Origin of the sequence: Micromonospora sp. C95 (assembly GCF_018070465.1) — a bacterium.
In the GTDB taxonomy this organism is placed as follows: domain Bacteria; phylum Actinomycetota; class Actinomycetes; order Mycobacteriales; family Micromonosporaceae; genus Micromonospora.
The window spans coordinates 1-19,832 of record NZ_JAGPXT010000006.1 but is presented as its reverse complement, the minus strand read 5'-3'; the positions used below and the strand labels follow the sequence as shown (position 1 = coordinate 19,832).

Sequence of the window (19,832 nt, the reverse complement as noted above, 5' to 3'; positions counted from 1 at the left end):
CCGGCGCGCCCGCACAGCTGGCACACAGCGGCCGCACAAGCGCCACCAAGCGCGTGGCGCCACCATGGCATCCATGACGATCGAGGGCGAGGCCGGACTGGACCGGGTGGAACTGCGTCGACCGGACGGTGAGCCGGTCCGGGTGCTGGTCGTCGACGACGAGCCGACCCTGACCGACCTGTTGTCGATGGCGCTGCGTTACGAGGGCTGGCAGGTGCGTACGGCGGCCGACGGCATGGCGGCGGTACGCGCCGCCCGGCAGTTCCGGCCCGACGCGGTGGTGCTCGACGTGATGCTGCCCGACCTGGACGGTCTCCAGGTGCTGCGCAAGCTGCGGGCGGACGACGCCGGCGTGCCGGTGCTCTTCCTGACCGCCCGGGACGCGGTCGAGGAGCGCGTCGCCGGGCTGACCGTCGGCGGCGACGACTACGTGACCAAGCCGTTCAGCCTGGAGGAGGTCATCGCCCGGCTGCGCGCGCTGCTGCGCCGCTCCGGCTTCGCGGTGGCCACCCGTCCGGACGCGGTGCTCACCGTCGGCGACCTCACCCTCGACGAGGACAGCCACGAGGTACGCCGGGACGGGGAACTGATCACCCTCACCGCCACCGAGTTCGAGCTGCTGCGCTACCTGATGCGCAACCCCCGTCGGGTGCTGAGCAAGGCGCAGATCCTCGACCGGGTGTGGAACTACGATTTCGGTGGCCAGGCCAACGTCGTCGAGCTGTACATCTCGTACCTGCGCAAGAAGATCGACGCCGGCCGCCAGCCGATGATCCACACGCTGCGCGGGGCCGGGTACCTGCTCAAGCCGGCGGAGTGACCGGGGTGCACCGGTGGCTGGCCGGCTGGTCGCTGCGGACCCGTCTGGTGCTCACCCTGGTGGCGCTGCTCGCCGTGGTCAGCCTGGCCATCGGCGGTCTCACCACCCTGGCGCTGCGGCAGTTCCTGATCTCCCGGGTGGACGAGCAGTTGCGCTTCACGCCGGGTGGGCGACCCGGCGCTGCGTGGGAGCCCGGCCCCGGCACCGGCCCGTGGGGCGATCTGCGGGTGCCGCGCGGCTTCCCGCCCGGCACGATCAGCGCCCAGGTCGCCGACGGCCGGGTCACCGAGGCATGGACCCTTGTCGGTCGACAGGAGCAGTCGGTACCGGTCGACGAGGTGGGCGAACTGGCCGAGGTGCCCACCGACGGTCGGGCGCACAGCCTGCGCCTGGGGGAGCGGGGCGGCTACCGGGCGGTGGCCCGACAGTCGCCGACCGGGACCGTGCGGGTGCTGAGTGTGCCGCTGGCCGGCGTACAGGAGACCGTCTGGGCGATGGTGGCCGCGCAGGCCGGGGTCACCGTGGTCGGCCTGCTCGTCGCCGGCACCGCCGGGGCGCTGATCGTCCGGGCCACGCTGCGTCCGCTGCGCCGGGTCGCCGCCACCGCCGCCCGGGTCAGTGAACTACCGCTCGACCGGGGTGAGGTGGCGCTCTCCGAACGGGTCCCGGCCGCCGACACCGATCCGCGTACCGAGGTCGGTCAGGTCGGCGCCGCGCTCAACCGGATGCTCGGCCACGTCGCCGCCGCGCTGGCCGCCCGCCAGGCCAGCGAGACCCGGGTACGCCAGTTCGTCGCGGACGCCAGCCACGAACTGCGTACGCCTCTCGCGGCGATCCGTGGCTACGCCGAGGTGACCCGCCGGGGCCGCGCCGAGGTCCCGCCCGACGTGGCCCACGCGCTGCGCCGGGTCGAGTCGGAGAGCACCCGGATGACCAGCCTCGTCGACGACCTGCTGCTGCTGGCCCGGCTGGACTCCGGCCGACCCCTCGCGGTCGAACCGGTCGACCTCACCGCGCTGGTCGTGGACGCCGTCAGCGACGCGCACGTGGCCGGCCCCGAGCACCGCTGGCGACTCGACCTGCCCGAGCCGATCATCCGGGTGACAGGTGACCCCGCCCGGCTGCACCAGGTGCTGGCCAACCTGCTGACCAACGCCCGGGTGCACACCCCACCCGGCAGCACCGTCACCACCAGCCTGCGCCAGGCCGGCGACGCCGCCGAACTCAGCGTCGCCGACGACGGCCCCGGCGTACCCCCCGAGCTGCGGCCCGAGGTGTTCGAACGCTTCGCCCGTGGCGACAGCTCCCGGTCCCGCGCCCACGGCAGCACCGGACTCGGCCTGGCCATCGTCGCCGCCGTGGTGGCGGCGCACCACGGCACCGTCACCCTGGACTCCCGCCCCGGCCGCACGGTCTTCACCGTCCGCCTCCCAGACCCCACCCCCCTTTCCTCGCGTTGATCATGAGGTTGACCGCAAGTTCGATCTCCAAGAGCGCCGCCAACCTCATGATCAACGCGGGATGGGGGTGGGTGGGCTGGAGGAAGTGGGTGGGGGAAGTGGGCGTTGTGGGTGAGCGGTGGCAATTGGGGGCGTACGGTGGCTTAGGTCCGGCACGGCCGCTCTGATCCGGAATGTGAGCTGCGGCGGTCGGTGTCGGTTTGTGACGGCAGAGGGAAGGAGCGGTCGGTGAACCACCTGGCCTACCTGGACGCGGGATCCGGCAGCCTGATCGTGCAGGCGGTGGTCGGCGGGATCGCCGGGGTCGCGGTGGCGGCCAAGCTCTACTGGCGCAGACTCGTCAGCCGGTTCCGCCGCCAGCCCACCGACCAGGGCTGACCCGAGGCGATGGTGATCCCAGACCTGGGCCGGTCGCCGAGACCGGCCCCGCTCGACGTCGACCCACGCCCGGAGCCCGGCTCCTTCCGTGACCCGGCCAACCGGGTCTTCCACGCCGGCGACGATGTGCTGCGCGCGCTCGACCGGACCGCCGCTACCCACTGGCGTGCCCTGGCGGCCAGCAGCTTCTTCCCGCCGCTGCTCGCCGCCGGCAAGGTCTGCGGCACCGAGGAACTCCCGGCCCAGTCGCCGTTGCGCCAACTGCCGGCCGGTTCGGCGTCCACGGTCTGGGAGACGGTGCTGCGGCACGAGCGCGTCCCGTTCGTCTCACACCCGTACGAATGGTCCTTCGCCATGCTGCGCGACGCCGCGCTGCTGCACCTGGAGATCCTCCGGTCCGCCCTGCCGGCGGGCTTCACCACCAAGGACGGCTCGGCGTACAACCTCCAGTGGCGCGGCACCGAGCCGGTCTTCATCGACGTCGGGTCCTTCACCCCGCTGCGTGACGGTGAACCCTGGGCCGGCTACCGGCAGTTCTGTCAGACCCTGCTCTACCCGCTGATGCTCGGCGCCCACCTGGGGCTGGCCTTCCAGCCGTGGCTGCGGGCTCAGGTGGACGGCATCTCCCCGGACCAGATGGGCCCGCTGTTCCGGGGCACCCGCCGGCTGCTTCCCGGGGTGCTCACCCACGTCCACCTGCACGGTTCGGTGCAGCGCCGCAGCGCCGCGACCAGCACCGCCGACGTCCGCACCCAGTTGCGCGACGCCGGGTACACCCGGGAGCTGGCCGTGGCGACCGTGCGGGGGCTGGAGAAGCTCGTCCGCCGCCTGGACCACCAGCCGCCGGCCACCCACTGGGTCGACTACCAGCACACCTGCGGCTACTCCGGCGACGACCGGGCGGGCAAGGAGCGCTTCGTGGTCGCCGCGCTGAACGCCGCCGGTCGGCATCGACTCGTGCTCGACCTCGGCGCCAACGACGGACGGTACGCCCGACTCGCCGCCCGGCACGCCGACTACGTGGTCGCCGTCGAGCAGGACCCGGTGGTGGTCGACCGGCTGTACCGCAGCCTGCGCGGCGAAGGTGAACGGCACGTGCTGCCCCTGGTGATGGACCTGGCCGACCCGTCTCCCGGCGGTGGCTGGCGTGGGATCGAACGGGCCTCGTTCGCCGCTCGGGCCAACGCGGACACCGTGCTCGCCCTGGCCCTGGTACACCATCTGGCGATCGGGCGGAACGTGCCGTTGCCGGAGGTGGTGGCCTGCCTCGCCGGCCTCACCGCGCCCGGCGGCCGGCTGGTGGTCGAGTTCGTCCACCCGGACGACCCGATGGCCGCCCGGCTGCTGGCAAACAAGCCCGACGGCATCTTCCCCGACTACCGGCGGGACGTCTTCGAGACGCTGCTCGCCGGACACGGCACCGTCGAGGAGCGCCTGGAGTTGTCCTCGGGCACCCGCACCCTGTACCGGGTGGCCCTTTCGTGACCGACCGCCGCTGCACCGGGTCCGGCGTGCCCGACCCCGGTGCCGCCCGTGCGAGTGGCGACGATGCGGCACCAGCAGGATCCGTCCACACCGACCCGACCGGACCGCCGGTCCACCGCAGGCGATGGTGGTCGGGCTGGGGCGGTTGGCGGACCGAGGGCCGCCGGCTGCTGGAGGTCACCGCGCTGGTCGGGTTGGTGATCACCCAGCCGCTGCTGGACATCCTCGGCCGCAGCCCGGACTTCTTCCTGTTCCACCGCGCCGACCGGGGCGAGATCCTGCTGCTGGTGGCCCTGGTCGCGGTCGTGCCGACGCTGGCGCTCGGGCTGCTGGGCCTGCTCGCCGGCCTGGCCGGAGCCGCGGCGCGCACGGTGACGCACAGCCTGCTGCTCGGGCTGCTGGTCGCCGCGCTGGCGGTGCAGGTGGGCCGGCACACCACAGCGCTGCGGGGCGTACCGCTGCTGCTTGTCGCGGTGGCGGCCGGTGCCGGCGCGGCCGTCGCCCACCGGCGCTGGACGGTGCTCGGTCGGGTGCTGCGCCTGGCGGCCGTCGGTCCGCCGGTCTTCGTCGGCCTGTTCCTGTTCGCCTCGCCGACCGGGCCGGTGGTGCTGCCGCTCGGCGACGGCGGCGTTGCGGGTACGGCGACCGGAAACCGGCACCCGCCGGTGGTCATGCTGATCCTCGACGAGCTTCCGCTGGTCTCCCTGCTCGACTCCGGCGGTGGCGTCGACGCGACCCGGTTCCCGCACTTCGCCGAGCTGGCCGCCGCCTCCACCTGGTACCGCAACGCGACCGGGGTCAGCGGGTGGACGCCGTACGCGCTGCCGGCGATGCTGACCGGCCGCTACCCGACGGAGCCGTACGCCCCGCACTACTCGCACTACCCGGACAACCTCTTCACCGCCTTCGGCGGGCTGTACGACATCCGCGCCGAGGAGAGCATCACCCGACTCTGCCCACCGAGCCGCTGCGAGCAACCGGTCACCCCGCAACAGGGGATCGGCGTGCTGGTGCGGGAGACGGCAGGGCTGCTGCGTCAGGTGGTCGCGCCGCACGACAGTCGGATCGACCCGGAGGACTCCTACCGCGAGCGCACCGCCGAGGAGGCCGGTATCGACGCCGCCGAGCCGGTGCCGACCGACCCGAAGTTCCGCTGGGACAGCCTCAACGTCAACCAGCCGGCCCGGTTCACCAGCTTCCTCAACGGCCTGACCCCGTCGGCGCGGCCGACGCTGCACTTCCTGCACCTGCTGATGCCGCACTCGCCGTGGGCGTTCCTGCCGTCCGGAGCGCGGTACGAGGCCCCGGAGGACTTCCCCAACGAGGGTGACGGCTGGGTGGAGCTGGCCCGGGCCCGGCACCTCGCCCAGCTCGGCTACACCGACCGGCTGATCGGCGAGACGATGCGTACGCTGCGCGCCACCGGGTTGTGGGACGAGGCGCTCGTGGTGGTCACCGCCGACCACGGGGTGAGTTTCACGAAGGGTGTGCAGGGGCGCGGCGAGGACGCCATCCGGGCCGCCGCGGACGAGGTGGCCTGGGTGCCGCTCTTCGTCAAGACACCCGGCCAGCGCGGTGGGCAGGTCGACGACCGCAACTGGCAACACGTCGACCTGCTGCCGACGGTCGCCGACGAGGCCGCCATCCGGCTGCCCTGGCGGGTCGACGGCCGCTCCGCCCGGCAGGCGCCCCGCACCGACGCGGGCAAGGTCTTCTACGACCGGCCGTCGCAACCTATGCCGATCAGCGGTGGGGTGCCGGTCGCGCCGCCACCGGCGGCCCCGCATCGGCTGGTCGGGACCGCCGTGGGAGCGACGCCGGCCGCCGGCAGTGCCCGGGTCGGCGGGCTGGGCGCCTTCCGCGCCGTCGATCCCGACGAGGGGGTGCTGCCCGGCATGATCTGGGGCACCGTCGACGACGAGGTCACCGACGGGACCGAACTGGCGGTGGCCGTCAACGGTACGGTCGCGGCGGTGGTTCCGGTGGTCGCTCCGGACCCGGGCGGCCGACGCTTCGCGGCCCTGCTCGCCGACGACCGGCTCTTCCGGGCTGGCGCCAACCGGCTCGACCTCTACCTGGTCGGCCCCGACGGGCGGCTGCGTCAGCTGTCGATCTCCTGACCGGTCGGGCGGCCCGCCGGGCAGCTGCCGTTCCGGTCCCGTTCGCGTCGCCTGCTTGCACATCACGTGCGCCTTTCGTGGCTCAGCGTCCCGGTCGTCGGGGTTTCCCGGCGCTTCGGTCGGGAATCGGGTGACGCATGCCTCACCGCCGAACCACGAGGGGCGGTGTCGCCGCAACCGCAATTACGGTAGAAGCGAAGGCAATTCAACGTAGATCTGCCGGCGAAGCGAGGAACCACATGACGGAAGTCAAGCTCGATCACCCCGGCGGGCAGCTGTCGATGCCGGTACATTCCGCGGTCGAGGGCCCCGCCGGGATCGGTGTGGGCAAGCTGCTGAAGGAAACCGGGCTGACGACGTACGACCCGGGGTTCGTCAACACCGCCGCCTGTTCGTCCGCGATCACCTACATCGACGGTGATGCGGGCATCCTGCGTTACCGGGGCTACCCGATCGAACAGCTGGCCGAGAAGAGTTCCTTCCTGGAGGTCTCCTACCTGCTCATCTACGGCGAGCTGCCGACCACCCAGGAGCTGACCGAGTTCACCGAGCGGATCCGCCGGCACTCCCTGCTGCACGAGGAGATGCGCCGCTTCTTCGACGGCTTCCCCCGGGAGGCCCACCCGATGGCCGTGCTCTCCTCGGCCGTCAGCGCCATCTCCACCTTCTACCAGGACAGCCTCGACCCGTTCGACGCCGAGCACGTGGAGATGTCCACGGTCCGGCTGATGGCGAAGGTGCCCACCATCGCCTCGTACGCGTACAAGAAGGCGATCGGGCAGCCGCTGCTGTACCCGGAGAACTCCCTGGGCTACGTGGAGAACTTCCTGCGGATGACGTTCGGTGTGCCGGCGGAGCCGTACGAGGTGGACCCGGTTGTCGCCCGGGTGCTGGACATGCTCTTCGTGCTGCACGCCGACCACGAGCAGAACTGCTCCACCTCGACGGTGCGGCTGGTCGGCTCCAGCAACGCCAACCTGTTCGCCTCGGTCTCGGCCGGCGTCAACGCGCTGTTCGGCCCGCTGCACGGCGGTGCCAACCAGGCGGTGCTGGAGATGCTGGAGCGCATCCAGGCCGAGGGCGGCGACGTGCAGTCGTTCGTCCGCAAGGTGAAGGACCGCGAGGACGGCGTCAAGCTGATGGGCTTCGGCCACCGGGTCTACAAGAACTACGACCCGCGGGCCGCGATCGTGAAGACGGCGGCGCAGGACGTGCTCGGTCGGATGGCCAAGCCGGATCCGCTGCTGGACATCGCGATGCAGCTGGAGGAGATCGCGCTGGCCGACGACTTCTTCGTCTCGCGCAAGCTCTACCCGAACGTCGACTTCTACACCGGCCTGATCTACAAGGCCATGGGCTTCCCGACGAAGATGTTCACCGTGCTGTTCGCCCTGGGGCGGCTGCCGGGCTGGATCGCCCAGTGGCGCGAGATGATCAACGACCCGGAGACCAAGATCGGCCGTCCGCGGCAGGTCTACACCGGTGCCGCCGAGCGGAACTACCTCCCCGTCGAGCAGCGCTGACCGCGAGCGACCCGACGCAGCCCGCACAACGACGGCCGCCGCACCCGGCTCACGGGTACGGCGGCCGTCGCCGTGCCGGGCGGGTCAGCCGACGGCGGCCTTCAGCAGCCAGGACGTCACCCGGGGATGGCCGGGCAGTTCGGCCCGGCCGGTGCACCAGAGCAGCACATCGACCGGATCTCCGGCCGGGGCCTGCGGGAAGAGCCGGGCGAGCACGGCCGCGCACAGCGCCGCCGGTGGCCGCCACTCGATCCCGAGCCCCTGGGTGATGTCCCAGGTGTGCACGAGCGTCTCGTTGACCCCCAGCGCGGCGAAGCCACCCGGGTCGGTCGGTCCCCAGTGCCAGCCACGGGCGGTCGGTTCCGCAGCGCCGACCGCGTCGCTCAGCAGACGCCCGCAGGCGGTGACCACGGCGAGAACGTCGCGCGGCGCGGCGTCGTCCCGGACGACCAGGTCGAACGGCAGGTACGCGTCGGCTGGCCGGGCCGCGACCTGACCCGCGTACGCCAGCAGGTCGTGGGCGACGTGGACCGCCGTCGTCCAGCAACTCCACTCAAGCGTCCCCGCCGGGTGTGCCCGCCAGTCCCGGGACACGTGCGGCGTGAGCGTCCGCACCATCTCGGCCACCGCCTGGTCAACCTCGCTACCGTCCATCGCCGTCATGTCCACCATGCTGCCAGTCGCCCTGCCGGCCGGCGGCCCCGTCAGGTGCGGGGCAGCCGTACCCACCGGGTGAGCGGTACGGTGCCGCCCATGGGGCAGCAGGTGCGGGTGCGACCGTTCTCGCTCGGTGGGCGGGTGGTGCTGGCGGCCCAACTGCTGGCGCTGACCGCCACGCTCGTCGGCAGTTTCGGTGTGCTGCTCGCCGCCGCGCTCCGCGCCGGCGACCTTTCGGCGCTGCTGGACCCGGGGTTGGCCCGGTTGGGCGATCCGAAGGACTCCCTTCCGCCGGTCGGGCCGGACTCGGTGTGGAACCCGATGCTCTGGGTCTTCGAACTCAGCCGGGTGGTGGCGATGGTCGTCCAGCCGCTCGCCGCGGTGGCCCTGCTTCTCGGGTTGGTGTCCCTCGCCCGCACCTGGCAGACCGGCGATCGGTCCACGTTCCGCTGGCTCGCCATCGGCACCGCCCTCTGGTGCGCGACAGCGGTCCTCTCGCTGACCCCGTACGGCATGCAACTGCACCACTGGCTGCTGGACTAGGGGCTGAGGGGCGCAGTTCGGCAGCGAACGATGTCGGTCGGGATTGTTATCGTCCGCCGGTCGCATTTAGCCGATCCAGGCTACGCGCGTTCCGACAGGGGCCACCGGCTGACCAGGGAGAGGGTGCACGGCATGGGTGACGAGGAGAAGGACGCGCTGTCGGTGTTCCTGAGCGCGCAGCGGGCAAGCGTCCTCGCGATCATTGCCGGGCTCGACGTGACGGCCCTGGCCACCGCCGTGCTGCCCTCCGGGTGGACGCCGCTGGGCCTGGTGGAGCACCTCGGCTACGCCGAGCGACACTGGTTCCAGGAGATCATGCTCGGCTCGGCCGAGCCGCTGACCTGGCCCGACGACGACCATGCGCCGCTGACCACGCCCCGACCGCCGTCGGTGGTGCTGGAGTTCTACCGTGCCCAGTGCGAGCGGTCCGACGCCGTCCTCGCCGCCACGCCACTGTCCGCGCCGGTCCGCGAGCGGCACCCCGGTCAGCTCGGAGACGAGGTCACCGACCTACGGCGGGTCGTTCTGCACATGATCGAGGAAACCGCACGCCACGCGGGTCATCTCGACGCGGCGCGCGAGCTGCTCGACGGCCGGACCGGCCTCGGGCCCCGATAGCCGCCACCCGAGCGCCGGTGGTCATCGCCCCGACCCGGGCGAGGTCCGGGTCGGGGCGAGGCGCCCGCGAGCGCGAGTGGTGGGGACGGGGTCAGCGCAGGCCGGCGGCGGCGAGCAGGTTGCCCTCCGGGATCGCCGGCAGCGACCGCCCGTGCGCCATCTGCCGCGCCGCCCGCTCGGCGGTGAACGTCGGCGCCTGGGCGACCGCCGAGGCGTACGTGGCGGCGGTGCGGCTGGCGATGGCGGCCCAGCCGTACCGATCGTGCACCATGACGCGGGCCCGGCGGGCCAGCGTCCGGGCGCGGTCGGCGTCGGAGAGCAGGGTGTGCACCGCGTCGCTGAGCGCGTCCGGATCGTGCGGCCGGAAGGTCACCCCGGTGACGCCCGACTCGACGATCTCGGCCAGCCCGCCGGTCTCGGCGACCGCCAGCGGCGCACCGGCGGCGGCACCCTCCAGCGCGACCATGCCGAACGGCTCGTAGATGCTGGGCACGGCGAAGCAGTCCGAGGCGGCCATCACCGCGGGCAGATCGGTGCCACCGAGGAAACCCGGCAGGCTGACCGTGCCGGCCAGGCCGAGCCGGTGCACGCCGGCCTCCAGCTCACCCCGGTACGGCCCGTCGCCGACGATCACCGCACGCAGCCCCGGGTGCCGCTCCCGCAGCCGGGGCAGCCCGGCGATCAGGTGCTGCACGCCCTTCTCGTAGACGAGCCGGCCGGCGAAGGTGACGAGCGGGCCGGCACCGGCGAACCGGGCCCGGGCCTTCGCCACCGCCGCGGCGGAGACCCGCCAGCGGTGCGGCTCGACCCCGTTGGGCACCACGTCGACCCGGCCGGTCGGCACGCCGAACAGGCCGGTCACCTCGTCGCGCATGTATCCGGAGCAGACGATGACCCGGTTCGACTCGCCGCCCAGCCAGTGCTCCACCCCGTGGATGGTGCGGTTCATCTCCTCGGGCAGCCAGCCCTGGTGCCGGCCCGCCTCCGTGGCGTGGATGGTGGTGACCAGCGGCAGGTCGAGGTGGTCGCGCAGGGTCATCGCGGTGTGCGCGACGAGCCAGTCGTGGGCGTGGATCACGTCATAGTGGTCGGTGGCGGCGGCGCGCAGCGCGGCCCGGGTCAGGGTGTGGTTGAAGGCCATCGTCCAGGCCAGCAGCGAGCCGGTGGCCAGCGGGAAGGTCACCGGGTCCGCGGCGGCGCGCACGACGCGCACCCCGTCGACGTACTCCTCCAGCGGAGCTCCGTCGGCGTGGCGGGTGACGACGGTGACCTGGTGACCGGCGGCGGCCAGGGCCACCGACAGGGCGTGCACGTGCCGACCCAGGCCGCCCACGAGCACCGGCGGGTACTCCCACGACAGCATGAGGATGCGGCGGGACTGCGGCCCGGTACCGGGACCGGCCGACGCCGGAACCTGGGGACGCGAGGTGAGCGTGGGGCGGTGGACGCGGTCCGAAGCGGTGGCGGTCCGTCCGCCGACCCGCAGGGTGGTCACATCAGTCTCCGTCCGTGCAGGAAGGAACGCGCCGACCTCGGTGGCGGCGAAGGGCAGGGTTGGGTTTCGGACACGCGTCAACGCGCCGACGGTGCGAGGATCTGGTAGGCGCGCGGACTACGCGCCCGCGTACAAGGAAACGTCATGACGGCCGATCCCGCATCTCGAAGAGGGCCTCAGTGACCGACGACACCGCAGGGTTCATCTGGACCCGGTCGCGCGGACACCGGGCATTCACCCGATCGGATGGATTGGCGGTGGACCGTGCGGGGCATTACGGCCGCGCGCATCACCGGTGGGCTCCGGCGGGTGCGCTCATGGTGCGGGCGCGCTCATGACATGGGTCGAAGGAGCGAGATGCAGGTCTGGCCGGGCGAGCGATACCCCCTCGGGGCCACCTACGACGGGATGGGCACCAACTTCGCGATCTTCTCCGAGGTGGCGGAGAAGATCGAACTCTGCCTCTTCGACGAGTGGGACGTGGGCCACGAACGCCGGGTCGAGTTGCGGGAGGTCGACGCGTACGTCTGGCACGCGTACATCCCGGGGATCGGACCGGGCCAGCGGTACGGCTACCGGGTGCACGGCCCGTACGACCCGGCTGGTGGACTCCGCTGCAACCCGGCCAAGCTGCTCATCGACCCGTACGCCAAGGCCATCGACGGTGACGTGCGGTGGGATCCGGCGGTCTACGACTACATCCACGGCGACCCCGAGCGGATCAACGCCGACGACTCCGCGCCGTTCATGCCGAAGTCGGTGGTGGTGAACCCCTACTTCGACTGGGGCAACGACGCGCCGCCGCGCATCCCGTACCACCACTCGGTGATCTACGAGGCCCACGTACGCGGGCTGACCATGCGGCTGCCCGGCATCCCCGAGGAACTGCGCGGCACCTACGCCGGCATCGCCGCACCGCCGATGATCGAGCACCTGACCCGACTCGGGATCACCGCCATCGAACTGATGCCGGTGCACCAGTTCGTGAACGACCACCGCCTGACCGACCTGGGCCTGCGCAACTACTGGGGTTACAACACCATCGGCTTCTTCGCCCCGCACCACGCGTACTCCGCCCTGGGCCACCTGGGCCAGCAGGTGCAGGAGTTCCGGGGCATGGTCAAGGCGCTGCACGCGGCCGGCATCGAGGTGATCCTCGACGTGGTCTACAACCACACCGCCGAGGGCAACCACCTCGGGCCGACGCTGAGCTTCAAGGGCGTCGACAACCCCAGCTACTACCGGCTCTCCGAGGACGACCGGCGCTACTACGTCGACTACACCGGCACCGGCAACAGCCTGAACGTCCGCAGCCCCCACTCGCTCCAACTGATCATGGATTCGTTGCGGTACTGGGTGACCGAGATGCACGTCGACGGATTCCGCTTCGACCTGGCCGCCACCCTGGCCCGCGAGTTCTACGAGGTGGACCGGCTCTCCACCTTCTTCGAGGTGGTGCAGCAGGACCCGGTGGTCAGCCGGGTGAAGCTGATCGCCGAACCGTGGGATGTCGGCCCCGGCGGCTACCAGGTGGGCAACTTCCCGCCACAGTGGACGGAGTGGAACGGCAAGTACCGCGACACCGTCCGCGACTTCTGGCGCGGCGAACCGGCCACCCTCGCCGAGTTCGCCTCCCGCATCTCCGGCTCCGCCGACCTCTACCAGGACGACGGCCGCCGCCCCTTCCACAGCATCAACTTCGTCACCTGCCACGACGGGTTCACCCTCAACGACCTGGTGTCGTACAACGACAAGCACAACGAGGCCAACGGCGAGGACAACCGCGACGGCGAGAGTCACAACCGGTCCTGGAACTGCGGTGTCGAGGGCGACACCGACGACCCCGAGGTGCTGGGCCTGCGTGCCCGGCAGCGCCGCAACTTCATCGCCACCCTGCTGCTGTCGCAGGGCGTGCCCATGATCGGCCACGGCGACGAGCTGGGCCGCACCCAGCGAGGCAACAACAACGCCTACTGCCAGGACAGCGAACTGGCCTGGATCGACTGGGACGACGCCGACACCGACCTGCTCGACTTCACCCGCCGACTCGTCGAGTTCCGCCGCCAGCACCAGGTGTTCCAGCGTCGCCGCTTCTTCACCGGCCTGACGGTGCGCGGTCGCGAGGTCGACGAGCCGCTGCCCGACCTGGCCTGGTACACCCCCGACGGTCGGGAGATGACCGGCGAGGACTGGGGCAACGACTTCGGCCGCTCGGTGGCGCTGTTCGTCAACGGCGAGGGCATCCGGGAACGCGGCCAGTACGGCCAGCGCCACCACGACGCCTCCTTCTGGCTCTGCTTCAACGCCCACGACGCGCCGCTGGACTTCACCCTCGCGCCGGCCGAGTTCGGCCAGCGCTGGGAACTGGTGATCAGCACCGCCGAACCGGACCAGGACAAGACGACCACCGTGGAGGCCGGCGGCACGCTCTGCGTACCGGACCGCTCCCTGGTGGTGCTGGAGAGGGTGGCCTGACATGCCCGCGAAGCCCGTCACCGCCACCTACCGGGTGCAGGTGCGCCCCGGCTTCGACCTGGACGCCACCGCCGACCTCGCCGGCTACCTCGCCGAGCTCGGCGTCACCCACCTCTACAGCGCGCCGCTGCTGGCCGCCGCCCCCGGCAGCGCACACGGCTACGACGTCGTCGACCACCGGCAGGTCAACCCGGAGCTCGGCGGTGAGGCCGGCCGGCAGCGGCTGTTGCGGGCGCTGCGGGACGCCGGTCTCGGTCTGGTCGTGGACATCGTGCCCAACCACGCCGGAGTGGCCGTGCCGGCAGCCAACCCGGCCTGGTGGGACGTGCTGCGCCGGGGCCGCGAGTCGGCGTACGCCGGCTGGTTCGACATCGACTGGCAGCGGGGCCGGCTGCTGCTGCCGGTGCTCGCCGACGCCCCCGACGCGCTCGACGACCTCAAGCTCGCCGACGGGGAGCTGCGCTACCACGAGCACCGCTTCCCGGTCGCCGACGGCACCGGCGACGGCACCGCCCGCGAGGTGCACGACCGGCAGCACTACGAGCTGGTGTCCTGGCGACGCGGCGACGCCGAGCTGACGTACCGCCGGTTCTTCGCCGTGTCCAGCCTGGCCGGGCTGCGGGTGGAGGACCCGGACGTGTTCGCCGCCACCCACGAGCTGGTCCTGGCCTGGGCGGCGGCCGGCGAGGTCGACGGCATCCGGGTCGACCACCCCGACGGGTTGCGCGACCCCGCCGGCTACCTGGCCCGGCTGCGGGAAGCCGCCCCCGACGCCTGGCTGATCGTGGAGAAGATCCTGGAGTACGGCGAGGAACTGCCGGGCTGGCCGGTAGACGGCACCACCGGCTACGACGCGCTGGGCGCCGTCGGCGGGCTCTTCGTCGACGGCGACGCCGAAGCCGACTTCACCGCCCTGGACACCCGCCTCGCCGGCCGGGCCACCTCCTGGGCCGACCTGACCCACGACACGAAACTCGGTGCCGCCACCCGGCTGCTGGCCGCCGAACTGACCCGGCTGGCCGCGCTCGCCCCCGACGTCGACCCCGACGCGGCCCGCGCCGCCCTCGCCGAACTCGCCGCCGCCTTCGCCGTCTACCGGGGCTACCCGCCCGACGGGGCCCGGCACCTGGCCAACGCCCGCGCCGAGGCCGGCCGGCGCCGCACCGACCTGACCGGCGCACTGGACGCGATCACCCGCCGGCTGCGCGACCCCGACGACGAACTCGCCCGCCGCTTCCCCCAGTTCACCGGCGCGGTGATGGCCAAGGGCGTCGAGGACACCGCCTACTACCGGTGGAGTCGGTTCATCGCGCTCAACGAGGTCGGCGGCAGCCCCACCCACTTCGGCACCCGGCCCGGCCGGTTCCACCGTTTCGCCGCCGCCCGCCACGAGCGGTGGCCGGCGAGCATGACCACCCTGTCGACCCACGACACGAAACGCGGTGAGGACGTCCGGGCCCGCCTCGCCGTCCTCGCCGAGCTGCCGCAACGCTGGGCCGACCTGGTCACCCGGTGGATGGCGGCGGTGCCGCTGCCCGACGCCGCCCTGGCTCACCTGCTGTGGCAGACCGCCGTCGGCGCCTGGCCGCTTCCGCGCGAGCGGCTGCACGTGTACGCGGAGAAGGCCGCCCGGGAGGCGGCGGCCTCGACCAGTTGGACGGACCCCGACCCGGATTTCGAACGGGCCATGCACGCCCTGGTCGACGCCATGTACGACGACCCGGCCGTCACCGCGGAGCTGGCCGCCTTCGCCGCCGAGATCACCCCGCCCGGCTGGTCGAACTCGTTGGGGCAGAAACTCGTGCAGCTGGCCATGCCCGGGGTGCCCGACACCTACCAGGGCACCGAGCTGTGGGACAACTCGCTCGTCGACCCGGACAACCGCCGCCCGGTCGACTTCGCCGTACGCCGGGAACTGCTGGCCCGGTTGGATGCCGGCTGGCAGCCGGCGGTGGACGAGACCGGCGCGGCGAAGCTGCTGGTGGTGTCGCGGACCCTGCGGGCGCGTCGCGACCACCCGGAGCTGTTCGGCGACTACCAGCCGCTCATCGTGCACGGGCCGGCCGCCCGGCACGCGGTGGCCTTCGACCGGGGCGGTGCGGTCGCCGTGGCCACCCGGCTGCCGCTGCGACTCGGCGCGGCCGGCGGCTGGCGGGACACCACCCTGTCACTACCCGGCAAAGAGATGTCGTGCCTGTTCACCGGTCGGGTCTACAGTGGCTCTCGGGTCCGTCTGGCGGACCTGTTGACCACCTATCCCGTCGCGCTGCTGGTGCCCACCACCTGACCCGGGAGGCTGCGTCATGACCGAGTTCACCGTCTGGGCGCCCGAGGCGAGACGGGTACGGCTGCACCTGCCCGGTGCCGCCGACCACGAGATGCGGGCCGGCCGGGGCGGCTGGTGGCGGGTCGAGGTGCCCGACGCCGGCACCGACTACGCGTTCCTGCTCGACGACGACGACCAGCCGCTGCCCGACCCCCGGTCGGCCTGGCAGCCGTCCGGCGTGCACGGCCCCAGCCGGATCTACGACCACGCGGCCTTCCGCTGGACCGACGGCTCGTGGACCGGCCGGCAGCTGCCCGGCAGCATCCTGTACGAGCTGCACGTGGGCACCTTCACCCCGGAAGGCACCTTCGACGCGGCGATCGGCAAACTCGACCACCTGGTCGACCTGGGCGTCGACCTGATCGAGCTGCTGCCGGTGAACGCGTTCAACGGGGAGCACAACTGGGGCTACGACGGCGTCTGCTGGTACGCCCCGCACGAACCCTACGGCGGGCCGGACGGCCTGAAACGGTTCGTGGACGCCGCCCACGCGCGTGGTCTGGGGGTGATCCTCGACGTCGTCTACAACCATTTCGGGCCCTCTGGGGCCTACGCGCCGAAGTTCGCGCCCTATCTGGGGGAGCGGCATACCCCCTGGGGTCAGGCCGTCAACCTGGACGGGCCGCACTCCGACGGGGTACGCCGCTTCATCATCGACAGCGTGCTGATGTGGCTGCGCGACTACCACGTCGACGGGCTGCGGCTGGACGCCGTGCACGCCATGCCCGACACCCGCGCCGTGCACCTCCTCGAAGAGATCGCCGTCGAGGTCGAGTCGCTGTCAGTTCATGTGAATCGCCCGCTGTCCCTGATCGCCGAGTCCGACCTCAACGACCCCCGGCTCATCACCCCTCGCGAGGCCGGCGGCCACGGCCTGCACGCCCAGTGGAACGACGACGCCCACCACGCCCTGCACACCCTGCTCACCGGGGAACGGCAGGGCTACTACGGCGACTTCGGCACCATGGAGTGCCTGGTCGAGGTGCTGCGTGGCGGGTTCTTCCACACCGGCACCTGGTCGTCGTTTCGCAGCCGCCAGCATGGCCGCCCGGTCGACCCGCGTACCCCCGGCCACCGCTTCGTCGCGTACCTCCAGAACCACGACCAGATCGGCAACCGCGCGGTCGGGGATCGTCTGTCGGCTTCGCTGTCGCCCGCGTTGCTGCGGGTGGGGGCGGTGCTACTGCTGACCGCGCCGTTCACCCCGATGCTGTTCATGGGGGAGGAGTGGGCGGCTTCTACTCCCTGGCAGTACTTCACCTCGCACCCGGAGCCGGAACTGGCCACCGCGGTCGTCTCCGGCCGCCGCGCGGAGTTCGCCGCGCACGGCTGGCCACCTGGCGACGTGCCGGACCCGCAGGACCCGCAGACCTTCCTGCGGTCCCGGCTCGACTGGGCCGAGCTGGACAAACCCGAACACCGCGAGATGTACGACTTCCACCGCCGCCTGATCGCGCTGCGCAAGTCCCGCCCGGAGCTGTCGGATCCACACCTGTTCGCGATGGAGGTACGCCACGGCGACCAGTTCGTGGTGATGCGGCGGGGTGGCTGTCTGGTCGCGGCGAACCTGGCCGGCAAACCTCAGCGGGTAACCCTGCCCGGGGTGGCCCGCCGCGTCCTGCTGGCCACCGGCAACGGCGTCACGGTGCAGCGCGACCGCATCGAGTTGCCAGCGGAGACAGCAGCAATCGTCGCATTGTGAGCCGCTTACGGTACGGCCGAAATCTTGGACAGTTGTCGTTAGCTGAACCGAATCTTGCGTCACCAGGACGGTGGCGCCGAGACGCAAAGCTCTTGATCGACTGGGTGAGCCGAAGGCGGGGGCGGGGGCGGGGCGGGGTATGGCGCAGGGCGGGCGGCAAACGATTGCAGTGCGTCGGGACGCACTGGCAAGATGGCTGTCGATGCGTCGCGTGGGAGTGGCAGCGATGATGACCTGAGCCGAGGGCAACGGCCGGGCATCGGATGTTCTTGATCGACTTGCAGCTGGGGGCGACGGCAGGCGGGTGGTCCGCTGTCCGCCCAGCCGTTCGGGCTGACCCCTGCCAGCTGCGCCGAAACGCCGCCACCTGCATCGCAGCAGCGGTAGAGAGGAAGCCCGATGAGGCTTGCCCAGTCTGACGAAGCCCCACCACCCCGCCGTCGAGGAGCCGTCGCGGTCGCCGTGCTCGCGGCGGCGACCTCGCTGGTCACCGTGGCGGGAATCCTGACCGCGCCACCCTCGCTGGCCGCGACACCGGACATCACCGTCAACACCGCGTCGAGCTATCAGACGATCGACGGGTTCGGGGCCGCGACGCCGATCTTCGGTGGTTCCGGAGACCCGTGGACGACGAGCGAAACCCAGACCCTTGTCGGTACGGGGCCGGGACAGCTCGGTCTGTCGATCGTACGGACCGTGGTGTCGCCCGTGACGAGCGAGTGGGGCCTGTACGCGGCCAGCCTGCAAACGGCGAAGTCCTACGGATCCGACGTCAAGATCCTCGCCTCGCCGTGGACGGCACCCGCCCACTTCAAGACGAACAACAGCAGGATCAACGGCGGCAAGCTCCGGACCGACTACTACGACGACTATGCCGAACACCTGAACAGTTACGTGCAGTTCATGAAGAACCGGGGGGTGACCATCGATGTGACCTCGATCCAGAACGAGCCGGACTGGCACCCCGACTACGACTCGATGGACTGGACCGGCACCGAGATGCGGAACTTCGTCCGCGACCACGGTGCCCGGGTCAGGGATACCAGCCTCATGGTCGGCGAGTCCCTGCGGTTCGCGCGCCAGTACTCCGACCCCACGTTGCAGGACGCCACCGCGCGCAACAACATCGGTTACGTCGGCGGCCACCTCTACGACGCCGAGAACAGCGGAAACCTGTCGCCCTATCCGCTGGCCGCGCAGTACGGCAAGAACCAGTGGATGACCGAGTGGAATCTGCACGCCGCCGACGGGAACGGCGCGAACATCTGGGGAGACCCCGGCAACACGGCCGTCTGGAACGAGACCCTCGACGACATCATGCGAACCGTGCACAGGTCGATGGAGGCGAACTGGAGCGCCTACATCTGGTGGTACGGCCGCCGCTTCTACTCCTTCATCGGTGACGGCGACGCGCAGTACGGCACCACAAAGGGCGCGGTCCTCAAGCGTGGCCAGGCGTTCTCCCAGTACGCCAAGTACGTCCGTCCCGGTGACCGTCGGGTGGGTCTGTCGAAGAGTTCGCGGGTTTCCGGGTTGGAGGTCACCGCCTACCGCGGCCGGGGCAAGGTCGTGCTGGTGCTGCTCAACCGGTCGAACAACGCGGTGAACGACGCGGTCGTCCAGGTGCCGCAGAACATCTCGGCGGCCGAGTACACCGTCACCTCGCGGACCTCGGGTGCCCAGTCGCAGGCGGTGAACGTCAGTGGCGGCCAGGCGACCGTGAACGTGCCCGCCCGGAGCATCTCCACGATCGTCCTGACCGAGGGCTCCGCCTCACCGACGCCGACGGCCACCCCGACGCCCACGCCAACGGTCAGCCCGACCCCGACCCCGACGCCCACTCCCAGCCCGACGGTCAACCCGCCAGCGGGGGCGTGTCGGGTGACGAACGCGGTGAACGCGTGGAACAACGGCCTGGTCGACAACATCACCATCACCAACACCGGTACGAGCGCCGTCAACGGCTGGTCGCTGAGATTCACTCTCGCTTCCGGGCAGACGATCACCTCCGGCTGGGGTGCCACGTACTCACCGACAAGCGGTCAGGTGACTGCGACGAACGTCAGCTACAACCCCTCCATCCCGCCCGGAGCCTCCGTCACCATCGGCTTCCAGGCCACTCACGGCGGCAACGACGCCGCACCCACCGGCTTCACCCTCAACGGAGCCGCCTGTAGCTGAGCAACTCATCCCTGACCCGGAAGCGGGGGCCCCCCCCCCCCCCCCCCCC

General features: G+C 71.6%; 14 protein-coding genes. 12 read left to right on the top strand and 2 right to left on the bottom strand.

The window, feature by feature from the left end:
* Positions 1-73 precede the first annotated feature (73 nt).
* From KBX00_RS09270 to KBX00_RS09245, 6 genes are all read left to right on the top strand, one after another.
* Positions 74-820 (top strand): response regulator transcription factor, encoded by a 747-nt coding sequence (locus KBX00_RS09270; RefSeq protein WP_301547643.1) that lies wholly within the window; start codon positions 74-76, stop codon positions 818-820.
* Complete coding sequence (locus KBX00_RS09265; protein ID WP_374225273.1) at positions 817-2,280, top strand: ATP-binding protein; 1,464 nt, start codon at positions 817-819, stop codon at positions 2,278-2,280. The genes KBX00_RS09270 and KBX00_RS09265 overlap by 4 nt, the downstream gene beginning before the upstream one ends.
* A 228-nt stretch (positions 2,281-2,508) precedes the next feature.
* Complete coding sequence (locus tag KBX00_RS09260; RefSeq protein WP_210825305.1) at positions 2,509-2,658, top strand: hypothetical protein; 150 nt, start codon at positions 2,509-2,511, stop codon at positions 2,656-2,658.
* Between the two features lie 9 nt (positions 2,659-2,667).
* Positions 2,668-4,143 (top strand): class I SAM-dependent methyltransferase, encoded by a 1,476-nt coding sequence (locus KBX00_RS09255; RefSeq protein ID WP_210825303.1) that lies wholly within the window; start codon positions 2,668-2,670, stop codon positions 4,141-4,143.
* Positions 4,140-6,263: a sulfatase-like hydrolase/transferase gene (locus KBX00_RS09250; protein ID WP_307868339.1), complete on the top strand. Its 2,124-nt coding sequence runs from the start codon at positions 4,140-4,142 to the stop codon at positions 6,261-6,263. The genes KBX00_RS09255 and KBX00_RS09250 overlap by 4 nt, the downstream gene beginning before the upstream one ends.
* Before the next feature lie 239 nt (positions 6,264-6,502).
* Complete coding sequence (locus KBX00_RS09245; RefSeq protein ID WP_210825300.1) at positions 6,503-7,786, top strand: citrate synthase; 1,284 nt, start codon at positions 6,503-6,505, stop codon at positions 7,784-7,786.
* Between the two features lie 84 nt (positions 7,787-7,870).
* Here KBX00_RS09245 and KBX00_RS09240 read toward each other — a convergent pair whose 3' ends face one another.
* On the bottom strand, positions 7,871-8,440 hold the full coding sequence (locus KBX00_RS09240) for a hypothetical protein (protein ID WP_210825701.1): 570 nt from the start codon (positions 8,438-8,440) through the stop codon (positions 7,871-7,873).
* Between the two features lie 99 nt (positions 8,441-8,539).
* Between KBX00_RS09240 and KBX00_RS09235 the strand changes: the two genes are divergently transcribed.
* Positions 8,540-8,986 (top strand): hypothetical protein, encoded by a 447-nt coding sequence (locus KBX00_RS09235; RefSeq protein WP_210825298.1) that lies wholly within the window; start codon positions 8,540-8,542, stop codon positions 8,984-8,986.
* A 132-nt stretch (positions 8,987-9,118) separates the two neighbouring features.
* A complete protein-coding gene (locus tag KBX00_RS09230; protein ID WP_210825296.1) occupies positions 9,119-9,604 on the top strand; it encodes a DinB family protein in 486 nt (161 codons plus the stop codon).
* Between the two features lie 91 nt (positions 9,605-9,695).
* On the opposite strand, the gene KBX00_RS09225 is transcribed toward KBX00_RS09230, so the two are convergent.
* Positions 9,696-11,099 carry a glycosyltransferase family 4 protein gene (locus KBX00_RS09225; protein WP_210825699.1) on the bottom strand — a complete coding sequence of 468 codons (1,404 nt, stop codon included), beginning with the start codon at positions 11,097-11,099 and terminating at the stop codon, positions 9,696-9,698.
* 357 nt (positions 11,100-11,456) lie between these two features.
* Between KBX00_RS09225 and glgX the strand changes: the two genes are divergently transcribed.
* The 4 genes from glgX to KBX00_RS09205 all read left to right on the top strand — a co-directional run bounded on the left by glgX (position 11,457) and on the right by KBX00_RS09205 (position 19,783).
* Complete coding sequence (gene glgX, locus KBX00_RS09220) at positions 11,457-13,574, top strand: glycogen debranching protein GlgX (RefSeq protein WP_210825294.1); 2,118 nt, start codon at positions 11,457-11,459, stop codon at positions 13,572-13,574.
* Between the two features lies 1 nt (position 13,575).
* On the top strand, positions 13,576-15,861 hold the full coding sequence (gene treY, locus KBX00_RS09215; RefSeq protein WP_210825292.1) for a malto-oligosyltrehalose synthase: 2,286 nt from the start codon (positions 13,576-13,578) through the stop codon (positions 15,859-15,861).
* Between the two features lie 16 nt (positions 15,862-15,877).
* Positions 15,878-17,602 carry a malto-oligosyltrehalose trehalohydrolase gene (treZ, locus tag KBX00_RS09210; RefSeq protein WP_210825290.1) on the top strand — a complete coding sequence of 575 codons (1,725 nt, stop codon included), beginning with the start codon at positions 15,878-15,880 and terminating at the stop codon, positions 17,600-17,602.
* A 399-nt stretch (positions 17,603-18,001) separates the two neighbouring features.
* Positions 18,002-19,783, top strand: a complete 1,782-nt coding sequence (locus tag KBX00_RS09205) for a cellulose binding domain-containing protein (protein ID WP_301547642.1) — start codon at positions 18,002-18,004, stop codon at positions 19,781-19,783.
* The last annotated feature ends 49 nt before the right edge of the window (positions 19,784-19,832 follow it).